Origin of the sequence: Nonomuraea sp. NPDC049421 (assembly GCF_040677005.1) — a bacterium.
Taxonomy (GTDB): Bacteria; Actinomycetota; Actinomycetes; order Streptosporangiales; family Streptosporangiaceae; genus Nonomuraea; species Nonomuraea salmonea.
In genome coordinates this window covers 1-15737 of the sequence record NZ_JBFAQA010000051.1, presented here as the reverse complement: position 1 = coordinate 15737, position 15737 = coordinate 1, and the positions used below count along the sequence as shown (strand labels likewise).

Here is a 15737-nt window from a genome sequence, read left to right as displayed (position 1 = left end):
TTCAGCGGACGACGGTCAGCGGGGCCGCGTTGAGCCTGCGCGCCCTGGCCAGCAGGACGCCGGTGCGCGCCAGCACCATGGCCAGCGACATGAACACGAACGTGTTGGCGTAGGTGTCGGGCCCGCTGATCCGGTAGTCGATGGAGAAGCGGACGAGCTCCTCGGCGAACCAGTGCTCGGCCCCGTACGCGAACACCACCCGCCCGGCGGACAGCACGACCCACACCAGCGCGTACCCGAGGCCGCCGACGGTGTAGAGCTCGCCGGACGCGCTCTGGTAAGCGGGCAGCAGCGCGGCGGCGACCAGGCCGCAGATCAGCCCCGTGCCGATCCCCACGAGTTGCAGCGACAGGTCGTTTCCCTGTGTCGGAAAGGAATGGACGAATATGCCGATGACGACCGCCACGGCGATCACCGAGCGCGCCATCCGCATGACGGTGACGCGGCGTCGGCCCAGGTCGGTGGCCAGAATGATGATCAGGATGGTTCCGCTCGCGATGAGGGCGGCGAGAAACTGACTCATGGGGGTGGATTCTCCGAATCGCTGAATTTCTGCGTTTTTCGCGCTTTCAACGCTAGAAATCCGGTGCCGGCGCCGAGACGACCGAACGGCTGGTCCGGTTGTCAACCGATCGACGGACACGGAGGTGACCCGTGGTACGACTGGTGTGATGCGCGCACAAAACGAGACGAACGAACAGCGGAGCGTGCAGACCGAGTCAAAGGTCGGCTGGTTCGGTCTGTGGGACGCCTTCTTCGCCGTCTCCTACCTGGTCACGTCGATGCTGCTGGTCATCTCGGACAATCCGGGCTCCGACCAGACGCTCGCGATCGGCGCACTGACGCTCATGGTCCCCTGGTACGCCTGGCTCGGCCGCCGCCCGATGATCGACAAGACGTACGGGCCGCGGAACCTGGTGTTCGCGGCCGGGCTGGTGCTGCTGTTCTGCCTCACCACGGCGTTCGGCCTCATCGGCGCGTTCGCGCTGTTCGCCGTGGCGCCCATGCTGATCATGAGCCTGCCGATGGCATGGGCCGTCGGCCTGCTCGTGGTCGTCAACCTCGTCCCGCTGGTGATCGTCTGGTCCGGCGGCGGCGACGTCTGGGGCGTGGTGGCGTTCCCGCCGCTGAGCCTCGCCCTGTCGGTCCTGCTGGGGGTGTGGATCAAGCGGGTCACCCGGCAGAGCAAGGAACGCGCCCAGCTCATCGAGGAGCTGCGGCGCAGCAGGGAACGCGTGGCCGGACTGTCGCACGAGGCCGGCATCGCGGCCGAGCGCGAACGCCTGGCCAGGGAGATCCACGACACCCTGGCCCAGGGCCTGACCAGCATCATCAGCCTGATCCAGGCCGCCGAGACCAAGCTGCGCGACGAGCCGGACCAGGCGGCCGGCCACCTGTCGCGCGCCGGGCAGGTGGCCAAGGACTCGCTCGCCGAGGCACGGAACTTCGTCGCCGCCCGCACGCCGCCCACCCTGCGCGGCGGTTCGCTGGTGCAGGCCGTCCGCCGCCACGCCGACGGCCTGGTCACCGAGACCGGCCTCGACGTGCGCACCTCCGTGCACGGCGAGGAGAGGCCGCTGCCGATGCCGGTCAACGTCGTCCTGCTGCGGGCGGCGCAGGAGGCCATCGCGAACGTCCGCAAGCACGCCGGGCAGGCCCGCGGCGTGGACGTGGCGGTCACGTTCGAGCCGGACGCCGTACGCCTGCTCGTCCGCGACGACGGCGCCGGCTTCGACCCGGGCGGCACCGGCGGCGGCTACGGACTGAACGGCATGCGCGCCCGCGTCGCGGAGATCGACGGAACGGTGACGATCGACAGCAGCCCGGGCGCGGGCACCACGGTCGAGGTCACCATCCCCCTGGAGGCGGCACGTGCCTGACGAACAGCCGATCAAGGTCCTGCTGGCCGACGACCATCCGGTGGTCCGCGAGGGCCTCATGGCGATGCTGGAGTCCGCGGGCGGCATCACCGTCGTCGGCGAGGCAGGGTCGGGGGAGGAGGCGGTCGTCCAGGCGGGCGTGCTGCGCCCCGACGTCATCCTGCTCGACCTGCGCATGGGCGGCATGGACGGTGTGGACGCCACCCGCGAGATCCTGCGCACGCTGCCGGGCGGCAAGGTCGTCATCGTCACCACGTACGAGGACGACACCGACATCCTCCGCGCGGTCGAGGCGGGCGCGGCCGGCTACCTGCTGAAGGGCAGCTCGCGGCAGGAACTGATCGGCGCGGTCCAGGGCGCCGCCCGGGGCGAGACCGTGCTCACGCCGTCGCTCGCGGGCAAGCTCTTCCGCGCGCGGACACCGGTGCAGCCGGTGCTGTCGGAGCGCGAGTGCGCGGTGCTGCGGCTGGTCGGGCAGGGGCTGACCAACGCCGAGATCGGCGGGGAGCTGTTCATCAGCGAGGCGACCGTGAAGACGTACCTGCTGCGGTGCTTCAAGAAGCTCGGCGTCTCCGACCGTACGGCGGCGGTCATGACCGCGATGGAACGCGGCCTGCTCTAGGGTGATCATGGTGATGGAATCCCGCTTGACCCGCCACCGCGAGGTCTCGACCGTCCTGGCCCGTTTCGACGACCGGCGGCTCGCCGCGTTACTGGAGCGCGAGGCGGTGCCGCTCGGCACCGGCATCGGCGGGCTGTCCGCACGGCTGGAGGTCGGCGGCACCTCCGTCTTCGTCAAACGCGTCCCCCTCACCGAGCTGGATCTGCGCCACCCGCACTCCACGGCCAACCTGTTCGGGCTGCCGCCCTTCTGCCAGTACGGCATCGGCGGGCCCGGCTTCGGCGCCTGGCGCGAGCTGGCCGCCCACACGATGACCACCGAGTGGGTGCTGACCGGCCGCTTCCCCGGCTTCCCGCTGCTGTACCACTGGCGGGTGCTGCCCGACCCCGAGCCGCTCCCGCTGTACGAGGAGCTGGCCGACATCGAGCGCGTGGTCACGTTCTGGGAGGGCGCGCCGGGCGTGCGCCGCCGCCTCGAGGAGCTGGCGGAGGCGCCGGCGCGGCTGACGCTCTTCATGGAGTACTTCCCCTCGAACCTGGACCGCTGGATGGCGGAGCAGGTACGCGCCGGCGACGCCGACCGCGCCGCCGCCCTCGCGGACCGGAGGCTGCGCGAGACCGTGTCGTTCATGAACGCGGCCGGCCTCCTCCACTTCGACGCGCACTTCGAGAATTTCCTCACCGACGGTCGCGACTTCTACCTGAGCGACTTCGGGCTGGCCGTGTCGTCCGCGTTCGACCTGTCGGCCGAGGAACGGGCCTTCTACGAGCGGCACCGCACGTACGACCGCACCTACACGCTGGCGTACCTGGTGAACTGGCTGACCCGCACCATCCACGGCGGCGGCTGGCCGGAAGGGCGCGCACGGATACGGCGATGGGCGTCGGGGGAGCCGGTGACCGGCGTGCCCGGCGGCGTCGGGGAGCTGGTGGCACGGGACAGCCCGCTGGTCACCGTCCTCAACGACTTCTACTACGAACTGCAGACCGGGCGCAGGACGACGCCGTACCCGCTGGAGCAGATCCGCCAGGTCGCCGACCGGCTCGCCCTGCCCGTCGACTGACGTCAGCCCGTGGGATAGTCCTCCAGCTCGGCGTCGATCGCGTTCCAGGCGGCGCTGAGCCGGGCGACGAGGTCCTGCTCGTGGGCGGCGCGGTTGGCCCGCTCGCGGGGGTCGGCGGTGACGTCGTACAGCAGGTGCCGGGTCTGCTGGTCCTGGAGGCGCAGGTACTTCCACTTCCCCCGGCGCAGCGCGCCCGCGCGTCGCATACGCCAGAACAGGTCACGCTCCGGAGGCTGTGCGCCGTCCAGGAGGTAGGGGATGAGGCTGTGGCCGTCGAGCGGGTAGCGCGCGTCCGGCGCGACGCCGGCGGCGTCCAGGAGCGTCGCCGTCCAGTCCTGTGTGATGACCGGGACGTCGCTCACCTGGCCGCCGCCGATCGCGGCGGGCCAGCGGACGATGGCCGGCACGCGGATGCCGCCCTCGTTGAGCTGCCCCTTCGAGCCGGTCAGCGGCCACAGGTACGACCAGCGCTCGCCGCCGTTGTCGCTGGAGAAGACGACCAGGGTGTCGTCCTGCCCGCCGCTGTCGGCCAGCGCCCGCAGCACCTGACCGATGCCGGCGTCCATCGCCTCGACCATCGTCCGGTACGTGCCCAGCGACCCGCCGTCGTTGTGCGCCAGGATCTGCCCCTGCTCCTGGCCCTCGGTGATGCGGCGGGTGAGGTCGTCGCTGACGGCCCGGTCGTCGGGGCCCTCCCACGGCCAGTGCGGGGCGGTGTAGTTGAGGTTGAGCAGCCACGGGCCCTCGCTGTGGTCCCTGATGAAGGCCGCCGCCCGGTCCGACACCGTCCGGGTGTAGTACTCCAGCGACTCCGCCGGCACCTCGCCCTCGTACAGGTCCGTCTCGCCGTTCCCGCTGATCTTGGAGAAGTAGTCGACGGCGCCGCCCATGTTGCCGAAGAACGTGTCCCAGCCCGACTTGACCGGGCCGTAGTCCGGCAGGAAGCCGCAGTGCCACTTGCCGAACATGGCGGTGGCGTACCCGGCCTGCTTGAGCAGCGAGGCCAGCGTCGGATGATCGACGGGCAGGCCGGCGCCCGCGCCGGGGCCGGGGATCGGCTCCAGCAGGCCCGCCTCCAGACGGCCGGGGTGGCGGCCGGTGTAGAGCGCGAGCCGGGTCGGCGAGCAGACCGCCGAGGCGGCGTACCCGTGGGTGAAGCGCACGCCTTGGCCCGCCAGCGCGTCCAGGTGCGGCGTGCGGATCTCCGGCGCGCCGTAGCAGCCGAGATCCGCCCAGCCCAGGTCGTCGGCGAAGATGAACAGAATGTTGGGGCGCGAGGGGCGTTCGGGAAGCCGGGCGGCGCGGAACGGCCGCTCCCGCACCGCCACGGGCGCCGCGAACGCCGCCGCCCCCGCCGCCAGAACCCCTCTCCTGCTGAGGCCACGCATGGAACAGTCCTTTCTTCGGGTGACGGTCCCGACTCTGACCCCGGCGCTGTTTCCCCGCCGTTACCGCCCCTCCGCCGCGCTGTCCGCCGCGCGGGTGAGCAGGGCGCTGCGTTCCGCGCCGGTGTGGGCGACGGCGGCGGCCTGGCGGAACAGGTCCGCGGCGCGGTCGTGGTCGCCGAGTTTCCCGGTGAGGTCGGCCTCGGTGGCGAGGGCCAGCGGGTGGCCGTCCAGCTCGCCGCCCGCACGGGCGCCGGCCAGCACCGCGAGGCCCGCCTGGGGGCCGTGCGCGTAGCCGTGGGCGACGGCGCGGTTCAGCTCGACGACGGGGGTGGAGCGGATGCGGGCCAGCTCGTCGTAGCAGCGCGCGATCCGCGCCCAGTCCGTGCCGGCCACCGAAGGCGCGGTGGCGTGGCAGGCGGCGATCCGGGCCTGCAGCTCGTACGGACCGCAGACCGCGACACGGTCCCGGCCGTCGGGCGCATCGAGGCGCCGAGAGTCCTCGGGCCGGTCGGCTCCTTCCAGGGCGGTCAGTATGGCGAGGGCCTCCGCGATGGCCTCGCGGTCCCAGAGGGAGCGGTCCTGGCGGTCGAGGGGCAGCAGATCACCGTCCGCGTCGCGGCGGGCCGCGTGCCGGGAGCGCTGCAGCAGGAAGAGTGCCAGCAGCGCCGCCACCTCGTCCTGCCCCGGCATAAGCCGCCGCAGCAGCCGCGCCAGCCGGATCGCCTCCTCGGCGAACGCGGGTTCGCCGTCGGCGTTGTAGCCCTGTGTGAACAGCAGATACAACACCGACAGGACCCCGGGCAGCCGCTCGCCGAGCGCGGGGCCGCGTGGTACCCGGTACGGGATCCGCGCCGCCGAGACCTTGCTCTTGGCCCTGGTCAGGCGGCGGGTCATGGTCGACTCGGTGACCAGGAAGGCCCGGGCGAGGTCCGCGGTCGGCACTCCGCAGATCGTTCGCAGCGTCAGCGCCACCCGCGCCTCCGGCGCCAGCGCCGGGTGACAGCAGGTGAAGATCAACCGCAGCCGATCGTCCACGACGTCCTCCTCTCCGATGACGGGATCGGCGGTCTCCGCGAGCGCGGCGAGCTCCTCCAGCTTGCGGCGCTCCACCGACGCGCGGCGCAGCGTGTCGGTCGCGCGGTTGCGCGCGACCGTCATCAGCCACCCGCCCGGATTGCCGGGAACGCCGTCGCGAGGCCACCGTTGCACAGCGCTGACCAGCGCCTCCTGCGCGCAGTCCTCGGCCAGCGTCCAGTCGCCGGTGACCCGGATGAGCGTGGCGACGATGCGCGGGTACGCCTCGGCCGCCACGCTCTCCAGGGTCGTCACAGGTCGGGCCGTCACAGTTCCATGAACGGGCGCAGCTCCAGCCGGCCCTCCCTGGCCATCGGATGGGTACGGGCGACCTCGATCGCCTCGTCGAGATCGGCGCATTCGAGCAGGTCGAAGCCCACGATCATCTCCTTGGTCTCGGTGAAGGGCCCGTCGGTGAGGATCAGCTCACCGTTGCGCACCCGGACGGTGGTCGCCGCCGACTCCGGCGCCAGCGCCGACCCCTGCAGCCGCCGCCCGCGCGCGTCGTTCTCGGCCACCCAGCCCTCGATGTCCGGCAGGTTCTCCCTGTCGGTGTCGGGCTGGGGGTCGTCGCAGACGAACATCATGTACTTCATCACATGCTCCTCGGATCGTGGTTCACCCTAATGACGAACGGGATCCGCCGTTCCGGACAGGTCGGAACCATGTCGGCCGGGCGGACATCTAACACGCCGTGGAAACGCTCAGCGCCGGGGATCCGCAGCGCATCGGGGACTACTGGATCGCCGGGCGGCTCGGCTCGGGGGGTCAAGGCGTCGTCTACGACGCCTACGACGGCGACGGGCGGCGGGTCGCGCTCAAGGTCCTGCACGCGGTCGACAGCCAGGTGAGCCGCGACAGGTTCGCCAAGGAGGCGACGGCGGCGCGGCGGGTGGCGTCGTTCTGCACGGCGCGGGTGCTGGCCTCGGACATGTCGGGCGCGCGGCCGTACATCGTCAGCGAGTACGTCCCCGGCCCGAGCCTGCGCCGGGTGGTCGAGCGGGGCCGCAGGTTCACCGGCGACGACCTGCACAGGCTCGCCACCGCCGTCGCCACCGCGCTCACCGCCGTGCACGAGGCCGGGGTGATCCACCGCGACCTCAAGCCGGACAACGTGCTGATCAGCGCCGACGGCCCGCGCGTGATCGACTTCGGCATCGCGCGTACCCAGGACATGTCGCTCACCAAGACCGGCGAGGTGGCGGGCACGCCCACGTACATGGCGCCCGAGATCTTCACCGGGCAGCGCGCGGGCCCGGCGGCCGACGTGTTCGCGTGGGGTGCGATCACGGTGTTCGCCGCGACGGGCGAGGACCCGTTCAGGGCCGACAACCTCGGCGGCGTCATGCACCGCGTGCTCTCTCACCACCCCGACCTGCGCGCGCTGCCGCCCCGGCTGGCCTCGCTGGTCTCCGCCGCGCTGGACAAGGACCCGGCGGCCCGCCCCGCCGCCCGCGACCTGCTGCTCGCTCTGGTCAGCGGCGGAAACGCGGATGTCGAGGGGCTGTTGAACGCGGGCAGCCGCGCCGCGCGGGGCGTGCACGTGCCGGACCAGGCCGATCCGGCGCTCGGCACGATCGCCGAGGACGCCTTCGGCGCGCTCACCCCCGACGAGCGGGAGCTGGCCGCCGGGATCTTCCTCCGCCTGGTGACGGTGACGGACGACGGCCACGAGACCGTACGCCAGGCGTTGAAGCAGGACCTGCTCGCCGGCCGCTCGGAACGCGAGGTCAGGGCCATCGAGCACATCCTGCACGCCTTCTCCTACCTGGTGACGCAGCAGGACGACGCCGTACGCCTGTCGCGCCCCGCGCTGCTGCGCGCCTGGCCGCGCCTGCGCCTGTGGGTGGACGGCGACCGCGACGGGCTCGCCGTGCTGGCCCGCATCAGCGACGCCGCCCGCCATTGGGACGACAACGGCCGCAAGGACGGCGACCTGCTCCAGGGCACCCGCCTGGACCAGGCGCTGACCTGGGCCGCCACCGGACGCCGGCACATCACCCTCACCCCGCGCGAACGCGATTTCCTGGCCGCCGGCACCGGCCTGGCCAGGCGGCGCGTGCGCCGCAGGCGGCTGACCACGGCGGCGCTGGCCGGGCTGCTCGTGGTGGCGCTCGCGGCGGGCGGCCTCGCCGTGCTGCAGGGCAGGCAGGTGGCCGAGCAGAGCCGCGTGGTGGCCACGCAGCGCGACCAGGCCGTCGGACGGCAGGTCGCGGCGGAGGCCGACCGGCTGCGCACGACCGACCCCGCCACGGCGATGCTGCTCAGCGTGGCCGGCTGGCGGCTCGCCCCCGGCGCCGACACGCGGCGCGGCCTGACGTCCTCGCTGACCATGCCGGAGAGCGCCGTCTTCCGCGACCCCGGCGCGAAGGGCGTCTCGGCCACGGCGTCGTCGGCGAGCGGCCGGATCCGGGCCATCGCAGGGGAGGACGGCGTACGCGTCTACGACGTCCCCACCGAGCGGCAGACCGCGTTCTGGCGCTGGCCCGGCGGCATGGACGCGCTGCCGGCCGCGGCGGCGCTCAGCCCGAGCGGGCGGACGCTGGTCGTCGTCAGCCGGCAGACCGCCTCCGCCTGGGACACCGCGACGGGCAGGAAGCTGCGCGAGCACCGCGTCGGCGAGGGCAGCCCCGGCGTGCACGTCGCCTTCGACGGGCACGAGAGCCTGGTCGCCATCATGCGCGAGAACACCCTGGAGTCCCTGTGGGACACCAGGACCGGCGCCTCCTCCAGGCCGCGGCTGCAGGCCGACCACGCCCCGGCGATCGCGCCGTCCGGCGCCTACATCGCCGGGGTGGAGATGAACCAGGGCGGGCTGAAGGTGATCCGCCTGCCCGGCCTCACCGTGGACACCCGCCTGCCGAAGCGGTGCGGGTCGGTGGTGACGTTCACGCCCGACAGCAGGCGGCTGCTCTGCGCGAACGGCGACGTCGAGGCGTGGGACCTCGCGTCCGGGACCAAGGTGCCCGATGAGGACCGGCCGTTCTGGCAGGCGTCGGCCGCCAGGGACCTGCCGGGAGCCCGCCTGCGCCTCAGCGCCGACGGCCGCCGCCTGCTCGGCGTCGAGGGACGTACCCTGCACCTCTGGGACGCCGCCACCGGCGACGAGCTGGCCGTCCACCACGCCGAGGGCGAGCCCGAGGACGCCTGGCCGGAACGCGACGGCCGGACCGTCCGCTACCTGCTCGACAGCTCGACCATCACCGCCGACCTCGGCTCCCGCCTCTCCTCGGTCCGGCTCCCCGGCGGCCACCAGGTCACCGCCTTCGCCCAGGACGGCCGCCTGGCCGCCACGGCCGATGACGGGGGAGCGCTCCGCGTCTGGGACACCCGCCGCCTCGGCCCGCCGCTGTCCGGCAGCGAGGGCGCGTCGGGTGCGTTGTTCGACCCGGCGGGAAGAAGGCTGGCCGCCGACGGCACTGACTCCTCGGTCGCCCTCTGGGACCTCACCACCGGCCGCCGCCTCTGGCGCCACGTGCTGCCCGGGACGCAGGGCGTCCTGTCCAAGACCTTCACCCCCGACGGCACCCGGCTGGTGCTGTCGCTCACGGAGCAGAGCCAGCGCGACGCCCGCAACGAGCTGGTCGTCCTCGCCGCCGACACCGGCCGCCCGCTGGCCCGCCACCGCCTCGCCACCGCCACGGGCACGATCGTCCCCACCCCCGACGGCACGGCGGTGGTGACGGCCGCGGGCACGATCTACGACCTCACCACCGGCAAGCCCGCGGGCCCCGGCTTCAACCGCTCAGGCCAGGTCGTCGCCGTCAGCCCCGCCGCCCCGCTGCTCGCCCTCGGCTCCCGTACGGTCGAGCTCTGGGACCTCACGAAGGGCTCAGAGCTGCCCCCCGCACTCCGCGTGGCCGGCGACGCCCAGGTGGAGGCGATGCGCTTCAGCCACGACGGCTCCCTGCTGGCCCTGATCGGGAGATCCATCGGCGAGACCTTCAACGACGTCTACACCGTCCAGCTCTGGGACGTCGCCACCCGCGTACGCCTCGCCTCCTTCCCGATCGGCATCCTCGACCAGCTCGCCTTCACGAAGGACGACCAGACCCTGTACGTCTCGGGCAACCACTCGTCCACGATCACCCGCATCCCGATCGGACCGGAGGGCGTGGCCCGGGAGGTGTGCGACCGTGCGGGCCGCACCCTGAACCGCCAGGAATGGCGGCGCTACCTCAAGGACGTGCCGTACCGGGACGTCTGCGGCGCCATCTGACGTCGCCGTGCCCGGCAGGGCCGGGGCGGCCCATCCAAACAAACCAGCTTGATTGATCTAATTTCATTGATATACGCTCCTGGTGTGTGCTTGCACCGGCTCGCAGACCCTTGCCGTGGCGAGCGCAGGGCTGTCTCACGCGTGCCGGCGCACAGTGACCGCGGCGGCACGACCACGTTCGTCACAGAGAAGATCCGGACTCAGGCACATTGAGACCAGGGAGGTCTTGCCATGGCCGACGGACCTGACCATCGCGCAGGCCCCGGAGCGCCGCCCGGCGGGGAACGCAATCGATGGTCACTGGTGGTCGCCGCCGGCTTGGCGGTGTTCATGGCGTCCATCGACATGAGCATCGTCAACGTCGCGTTGCCCGCCATCGAGCATGACCTGGGCATCAGCACGAGCCTGACCGAGTGGGTGGTGCTCGCCTACCTGCTGCCGCTGGCCGGGCTGGCGCTGCCGAGCGGACGCTGGCTGGACACCGTCGGGCGGCGCCCGGCCCTGGTGTTCTCGCTCACCGGGTTCGCGCTCGCCAGCGTCGCCGCCGGACTCGCGCCCAGCCTCGCATGGCTCGTCGGCGCGCGGCTCGTCCAGGGCACCTTCGGCGCGCTGCTCTTCTCGCTGGTCCCCGCGCTCGCCACGACGGCTGTCCGGCCGCAGGCGCGGGGCCGGGCGATGGGCGTCATCACGACTCTCGGTCCGCTCGGGCTGATCAGCGGGCCAGGACTGGGCGGCCTGATCGTCGACACCATGGGCTGGCCGTGGATCTTCTTCGTCAACGTCCCGGTCAGCGTGCTGGTCATGGCCGTCGGGCTGCGGACACTGCCGGCCGGAGCCCCGTTGCATGCGCCCGACCGCCGCTGGTTCGCCGAGGCCCTGCTGCTGAGCGCCGCCGTCGCCGCGCTCCTGCTCGCCCTGTCCTTCACGGCGAGTGGTGGCCCGGCCTGGATGCTGCTGGTGCTCATCACCGTGCCATTGCTCATCGCCTGGGGGCGGATGCCGTCGAGCAACGGCATCCGCGACCTCTTCCGCACACCCGGTGAAGCGGGGCCGCACATCGCCCTCACCTCGGCCGCGACGGCCATCGGCACGGTCTTCTTCATCACGCCCTACTTCATGCAGCGGGAGCTCGGAGAGTCGCTGTCCGCCGCCGGCGTCACGATCCTGCTCTTCCCCGCCGGCATGGCGCTGATGGGACCGGTCGGCGGCTTCCTGGGCGACCTGTGGGGTGCCAAGAGGACCGCTCTCCTCGGCGCGGCGATCTTCACCCTCGGTCTGGCGCTGCTCCTCCCGATGGACGGCTCGTGGACGCTCGGCGACATGGCATGGCGGCTGTTCCTGGCCGGTTGCGGGAACGGCCTGTTCAACGCGCCCAACATGGCGATGGCGATGACGCACGCACCGCCGCCGCTGCTGGCGACCACGGGCTCGTCGACCAGTCTCGCCCGCACCATGGGGTTCGCGCTGGGGCCGGCCCTGGCCACGCTGGTGTGGGCGGCCTCCTCTTACCAGCACTCCGGGATGCGCGCAGCCGTCACGGTGGCGACCGTGCTCAGCGCGCTGTCGGTCGTCGCGCTCCTGCGCATGCGCCTGCCGGGCAAGCAGCCCTCGGATGTCCGACCAGCTGAGAGGAAGCCGGTATGAGAATCACCGTGGACCAGGAGAAATGCTGCGGCGCCGGGCTGTGCGCCCAATCGGTGCCGGAGATTTTCGCGCAGCGCGAGGAGGACCGCATCGTCGTCCTGCTGAACCCGGAACCCGATGCGTATTTCCACGAGGCGGTGCGTGACGCGGCCGACGCCTGCCCGAGAAGCGCCATCGAGGTGAATGAGACCTCCTGACCGCATCGAAAACCCGTGGCCTCAGCTCGTGCCGAGGCCACGGGTTCATTTTTGTGAAAAAAGGTTTAGACCGCCGATTGTGCCTGCTCATTCGGGTAGTGTCCGCCGCTCCATTCGAGTAGTGGCCGGGCCGTCATACGCTGGTTAAGCTCTTCTCAAATCAAAGGTATTCGTTCGCGAGGCAGGGGACGGTCCGAGATGAATGACGAGCACTGGTTCTTCATCCGCGAATTCCTGCGGAATCCGCTCCGTACCGCCTCGATCATTCCGAGCTCGCCGAAAGTCGCCCGGCAGATGGCCGCAGCATTGCCCGCGGAGGGTGAGCCGGTCGTGGTGGAGCTGGGGCCGGGCACCGGGGCGTTCACCACGGCCATCCAGCGCCGGCTCGGCGGGCGTGGCCACCACCTGGCCGTGGAGCTCAACGACAGGTTCGCCGCCCTGCTGCGTGCCCGGTTCCCCTCGGTGGACGTGGCCGTCAGCGACGCGGTGCACGTGCGCAAGCTCCTCGACGACCGAGGGGTGACCTGCGCGGACGCCGTCATCAGCGGTCTTCCGCACGCGCTGTTCTCCCAGAGCCTGCAGCATCGGTTGATGGGCGCCGTCCAGGACAGCCTCGCGCCGGACGGGATGTTCGTGGCGTACGCGTACGTCCATGCCGCCTGGTCGCCGCCGGCCAGACGATTCGGCCGCCTGCTGAAGACCGTGTTCAAAGAGGTGGCCGTGGGCAAGGTCGTCTGGGCCAACCTGCCTCCCGCCTTCGTCTACACCGCCCGCCACGTCAGGACCCCGCCGCGCCCCGGCATCGCGGACGCGAACGTCTCCAAGTCCTGACGCGGCGAGCGGTGCCGCGCGGTCAGCGTGCGACGGCGACAGGGAGCAGCGAGGTCAGCATCTCGCCCAGGATCTGCGGCCCGTGCTGGGTGAGCACCGATTCCGGATGGAACTGCACCGACCGGAAGTGCGGCCCGCGCAGCGCGTGCACCTCGCCGGTCTCGCGGTCGCGGCTGACGCGTACGAGCCCGGGCACCCCCGTACAGGAGACGGACTCCCCCTCCGACAGGGCGCTGAAGGTGTTGTAGAACCCCACCCGCGCACGCCGTCCGAACAGGTCGATCAGCCGCTGCACCCCCTGGTTCGGCACCGCACGCCGGACGACCGTGAAGCCGAGTTCGGCGGCGAGCACCTGATGCCCCAGGCAGATGGACAGGAACGGGACGGTGCCGGCGAGCAACTTCCTCGTCAGCGTACCGAGCGTGCCGATCCGCGGATCGGCGGCATCGCGGGGATCCCCTGGGCCAGGGCCGATGACGACCAGCTCGAAGGCCTCCGGGACCAGGGCGTCGTCGAAGCGCGCGATCGTGGTCTGCAGACCGAGAGCCCGCAGCTGGTGGCCGAGCATCGCCGTGAAGGCGTCCTCGCCGTCGACGACCAGCACGCGGCGCCCGCGCAGCCCCGGATCGGGCGTCACTGAGGACGCACCCTCCAGCCAGAAGCGGGACAAGGTGCTGTTGCGGGCCTGCAACGCCTGGAGCACCCGCGGATCGGCGGACGGCGACGCGTGCCCGTCCGGCGTGCCCGCCCTCCCGCGCCCGCCGGAGGTCTCCTGGGCGAGACCGAGCGCTTTGAGCATGCCCGCCGCCTTGGCTCGGGTCTCGGCCACCTCGGAGCCGGGATCGGAGTCGCGGACGAGTGTCGCGCCGACGCCCAGGCGCAGACCGCCGTCACCACTGAACTCGCCGGTCCGGATCATGATGGCCGAGTCCAGGGTGCGGCTGCCGGTGGCGTCGTGGCCGATCAAGGCGAGCACGCCGCCGTAGTACCGGCGGCCCGTCGCCTCGTGGCGGGCGATGACACGGAAGGCGTTCTCCAGCGGGCTGCCGGTGACGGTCGGAGCGAGCAGGGTCTGTGCGAGCACGTCGCGCACGTCGAGCTCGCTGCGACCGCTCAGCACATATTCCGTGTGCGTCAGGCGCGCCATCTCCTTGAGATAAGGGCCGTGCACGCGACCGCCCGAGGAACACATCCGGGCCATCATCTTCAGCTCTTCGTCGACGACCATGTAGAGTTCGTTCGCCTCTTTCTGGTCGGTCAAGAACTCCAGGAGCCCTGCGGTTTCCGGGCCGCCGGTCGGATGCCGGTAGGTGCCGCTGATCGGATTCATCACCACCGTCCCGCCGGAAAGGCTCACGTGCCTTTCCGGGGAGGCGCCGATGAAAGTGCCGTGACCGGTGTGGAACAGAAAAGTCCAGTAGGCGCCGAGCTCCCCGGTGAGCAGCCGGCGGAAAATAGCGAGCTCGGTCCGCACCGAATAGTCGTGCAACCGGGCCACGAAAGAGCGCCGGATGACGAAGTTGGAGCCGGCGCCCTGGCCGATCTCGTCGTCGAGCACCCGCCGCACGCTTTGCGCGTACTCCTGATCGCCGATGTCGAATGCGGCGCCGGACACGCGCACGTCCTCGTCCGGCAGCCGCTCGAGGGCCAGCTCCAGGCTGAGCTCGGCCCGCGACCGCACGCGCATGGCCAGCAGCGGGGCCTCATCGTCGCGGCAGGCGAACCCGCGCTCGACGATCTGCCGGTACGGGACGGCCGCGAGGAGGCCGTGCCCGGCCCCCGCCTGTCCGGTGCCGGCATCAGGCAGGTCGGGCAGGGGCAGGTCGGCCAGACGGTCCACACAGGAGACCTCGCCGGTGAGCACCTCGACGGGTGCGCGTTCGGTCGAGTGCGGCCGGTACAGCAGCGCGAAGGCGCGTCCGTCCGCGCCGAGACCGGCCAAATCATGCGTGGCGGCGACCATGCCCGAGTTCTCTGCGAACATATCGGGCCCTTCCACATGGGGTGGTATTTCTATATCGATCCTGCGGCGCTGGAACGGGGCCGGACAACTACTCGAGTGCGCGAACTCGGACGCTGCCGTATGCGGGCCAACACTGGCGTGAACTCGCCATCGGAGACCACTTTCCCGCCGCGATGATCGGTCACCGCTCATGCTGTGGGCACCCGATCGGGTAGTCCTACTCGGGCGAGTAGTGGGAAACATGGCACGTTGCGATTATTGTCGGGCAGAGCCTAGTTCGATATCGGGCGGTGATAGGCAGATGAAAGCGCTGGCTCGGAAACCCGGCAAGACAGCGACGGAAATGGGGTGGATAATGTGACTGGCAACGAAGCCGTCAGCCGGCCCGCCTCACGCGGGCGCCTGGCCACCAGGGTGCTGCTGGTCGTGCGCATCGTGGTGGGCCTCGACTTCATCATCGGCGGGGTGACCAAGCTCTTCGGCATACCGGTGATGGTGAACCTGTTCGACCGCATCGGCGCCGGCCAATGGTTCCGCTACCTGGTCGGGTTTCTCGAGCTGGCAGGTGGGATCGGGGTGCTGATCCCCGCGTTGTCCGGGCTCGCGGCCTTCGGCCTTGCGGCGCTGCTCATCTCGGCCACCTTCACCAACGTGGTCGTCATCGACGATCCGCCATGGGTGCCGCTGTTCTGGCTGGTGGCCGTCGCCGTGGTCGCCCGTGATCGCTGGTTCACCACCAAGGCGCTGTTCGCAAGGTTCGGACGCGGACAGGTGGACGTCCGTTGAAGGACCGACGCACTCGGGCCGGGGGGGGGGGGGGGGGGGGGCCGGGCAGGACGCCCCGGGCCCGCGGGCC

Annotated in this window: 13 protein-coding genes; 8 read left to right on the top strand and 5 right to left on the bottom strand. The window is 71.5% G+C overall.

The window, feature by feature from the left end; all coding sequences use genetic code 11:
• Position 1: 1 nt before the first annotated feature.
• Entirely contained in the window at positions 2 to 523 is a 522-nt protein-coding gene (locus AB0K18_RS48295; protein ID WP_364929294.1) for a hypothetical protein, read from the bottom strand.
• 148 nt (positions 524 to 671) lie between these two features.
• On the opposite strand from AB0K18_RS48295, the gene AB0K18_RS48290 reads away from it, so the two are divergent.
• The 3 genes from AB0K18_RS48290 to AB0K18_RS48280 are packed head-to-tail and all read left to right on the top strand — an operon-like array spanning position 672 to position 3565.
• Complete coding sequence (locus AB0K18_RS48290) at positions 672 to 1880, top strand: sensor histidine kinase (protein WP_364929290.1); 1209 nt, start codon at positions 672 to 674, stop codon at positions 1878 to 1880.
• The gene (locus AB0K18_RS48285) at positions 1873 to 2502 is read left to right on the top strand and encodes a response regulator transcription factor (RefSeq protein ID WP_364929287.1); all 630 of its coding nucleotides are present in this window, start codon (positions 1873 to 1875) and stop codon (positions 2500 to 2502) included. Before AB0K18_RS48290 ends, AB0K18_RS48285 begins: the two co-directional genes overlap by 8 nt.
• Positions 2503 to 2515: 13 nt before the next feature.
• Positions 2516 to 3565, top strand: coding sequence for a protein kinase family protein (locus AB0K18_RS48280; protein WP_364929284.1), 1050 nt, complete (start codon positions 2516 to 2518; stop codon positions 3563 to 3565).
• A gap of 2 nt (positions 3566 to 3567) precedes the next feature.
• Here AB0K18_RS48280 and AB0K18_RS48275 read toward each other — a convergent pair whose 3' ends face one another.
• From AB0K18_RS48275 to AB0K18_RS48265, 3 genes are read right to left on the bottom strand one after another with little or no spacing between them, the layout of a single operon-like run.
• Entirely contained in the window at positions 3568 to 4953 is a 1386-nt protein-coding gene (locus AB0K18_RS48275; protein WP_364929282.1) for a sulfatase-like hydrolase/transferase, read from the bottom strand.
• Between the two features lie 60 nt (positions 4954 to 5013).
• Entirely contained in the window at positions 5014 to 6297 is a 1284-nt protein-coding gene (locus AB0K18_RS48270; protein ID WP_364929280.1) for a sigma-70 family RNA polymerase sigma factor, read from the bottom strand.
• Positions 6294 to 6623, bottom strand: a complete 330-nt coding sequence (locus AB0K18_RS48265; RefSeq protein ID WP_364929277.1) for a YciI family protein — start codon at positions 6621 to 6623, stop codon at positions 6294 to 6296. The genes AB0K18_RS48270 and AB0K18_RS48265 overlap by 4 nt, the downstream gene beginning before the upstream one ends.
• Before the next feature lie 98 nt (positions 6624 to 6721).
• Between AB0K18_RS48265 and AB0K18_RS48260 the strand changes: the two genes are divergently transcribed.
• The 4 genes from AB0K18_RS48260 (at position 6722) to AB0K18_RS48245 (ending at position 12918) form a co-directional block, all read left to right on the top strand.
• Positions 6722 to 10246 carry a WD40 repeat domain-containing serine/threonine protein kinase gene (locus AB0K18_RS48260; RefSeq protein ID WP_364929274.1) on the top strand — a complete coding sequence of 1175 codons (3525 nt, stop codon included), beginning with the start codon at positions 6722 to 6724 and terminating at the stop codon, positions 10244 to 10246.
• Positions 10247 to 10477: 231 nt separating this feature from the next.
• Positions 10478 to 11890 carry an MFS transporter gene (locus AB0K18_RS48255; protein ID WP_364929271.1) on the top strand — a complete coding sequence of 471 codons (1413 nt, stop codon included), beginning with the start codon at positions 10478 to 10480 and terminating at the stop codon, positions 11888 to 11890.
• Complete coding sequence (locus AB0K18_RS48250; protein WP_364929268.1) at positions 11887 to 12087, top strand: ferredoxin; 201 nt, start codon at positions 11887 to 11889, stop codon at positions 12085 to 12087. The genes AB0K18_RS48255 and AB0K18_RS48250 overlap by 4 nt, the downstream gene beginning before the upstream one ends.
• A gap of 198 nt (positions 12088 to 12285) precedes the next feature.
• A complete protein-coding gene (locus AB0K18_RS48245; protein ID WP_364929265.1) occupies positions 12286 to 12918 on the top strand; it encodes an rRNA adenine N-6-methyltransferase family protein in 633 nt (210 codons plus the stop codon).
• 22 nt (positions 12919 to 12940) lie between these two features.
• On the opposite strand, the gene AB0K18_RS48240 is transcribed toward AB0K18_RS48245, so the two are convergent.
• Positions 12941 to 15073, bottom strand: coding sequence for an anthranilate synthase family protein (locus AB0K18_RS48240; RefSeq protein WP_364929262.1), 2133 nt, complete (start codon positions 15071 to 15073; stop codon positions 12941 to 12943).
• Between the two features lie 165 nt (positions 15074 to 15238).
• On the opposite strand from AB0K18_RS48240, the gene AB0K18_RS48235 reads away from it, so the two are divergent.
• Positions 15239 to 15667 carry a DoxX family protein gene (locus AB0K18_RS48235; protein WP_364929259.1) on the top strand — a complete coding sequence of 143 codons (429 nt, stop codon included), beginning with the start codon at positions 15239 to 15241 and terminating at the stop codon, positions 15665 to 15667.
• The last annotated feature ends 70 nt before the right edge of the window (positions 15668 to 15737 follow it).

What these genes read in the sequence shown, in the direction of transcription:
- AB0K18_RS48280 (WP_364929284.1), top strand. Translation starts at nt 2,516, where the DNA reads ATGGAATCCCGCTTGACCCGCCACCGCGAGGTCTCGACCGTCCTGGCC.
- AB0K18_RS48290 (WP_364929290.1), top strand. Translation starts at nt 672, where the DNA reads ATGCGCGCACAAAACGAGACGAACGAACAGCGGAGCGTGCAGACCGAG.
- AB0K18_RS48250 (WP_364929268.1), top strand. Translation starts at nt 11,887, where the DNA reads ATGAGAATCACCGTGGACCAGGAGAAATGCTGCGGCGCCGGGCTGTGC.
- AB0K18_RS48265 (WP_364929277.1), bottom strand. Translation starts at nt 6,623, where the DNA reads ATGAAGTACATGATGTTCGTCTGCGACGACCCCCAGCCCGACACCGAC.
- AB0K18_RS48255 (WP_364929271.1), top strand. Translation starts at nt 10,478, where the DNA reads ATGGCCGACGGACCTGACCATCGCGCAGGCCCCGGAGCGCCGCCCGGC.
- AB0K18_RS48275 (WP_364929282.1), bottom strand. Translation starts at nt 4,953, where the DNA reads ATGCGTGGCCTCAGCAGGAGAGGGGTTCTGGCGGCGGGGGCGGCGGCG.
- AB0K18_RS48240 (WP_364929262.1), bottom strand. Translation starts at nt 15,073, where the DNA reads ATGAGCGGTGACCGATCATCGCGGCGGGAAAGTGGTCTCCGATGGCGA.
- AB0K18_RS48295 (WP_364929294.1), bottom strand. Translation starts at nt 523, where the DNA reads ATGAGTCAGTTTCTCGCCGCCCTCATCGCGAGCGGAACCATCCTGATC.
- AB0K18_RS48245 (WP_364929265.1), top strand. Translation starts at nt 12,286, where the DNA reads ATGAATGACGAGCACTGGTTCTTCATCCGCGAATTCCTGCGGAATCCG.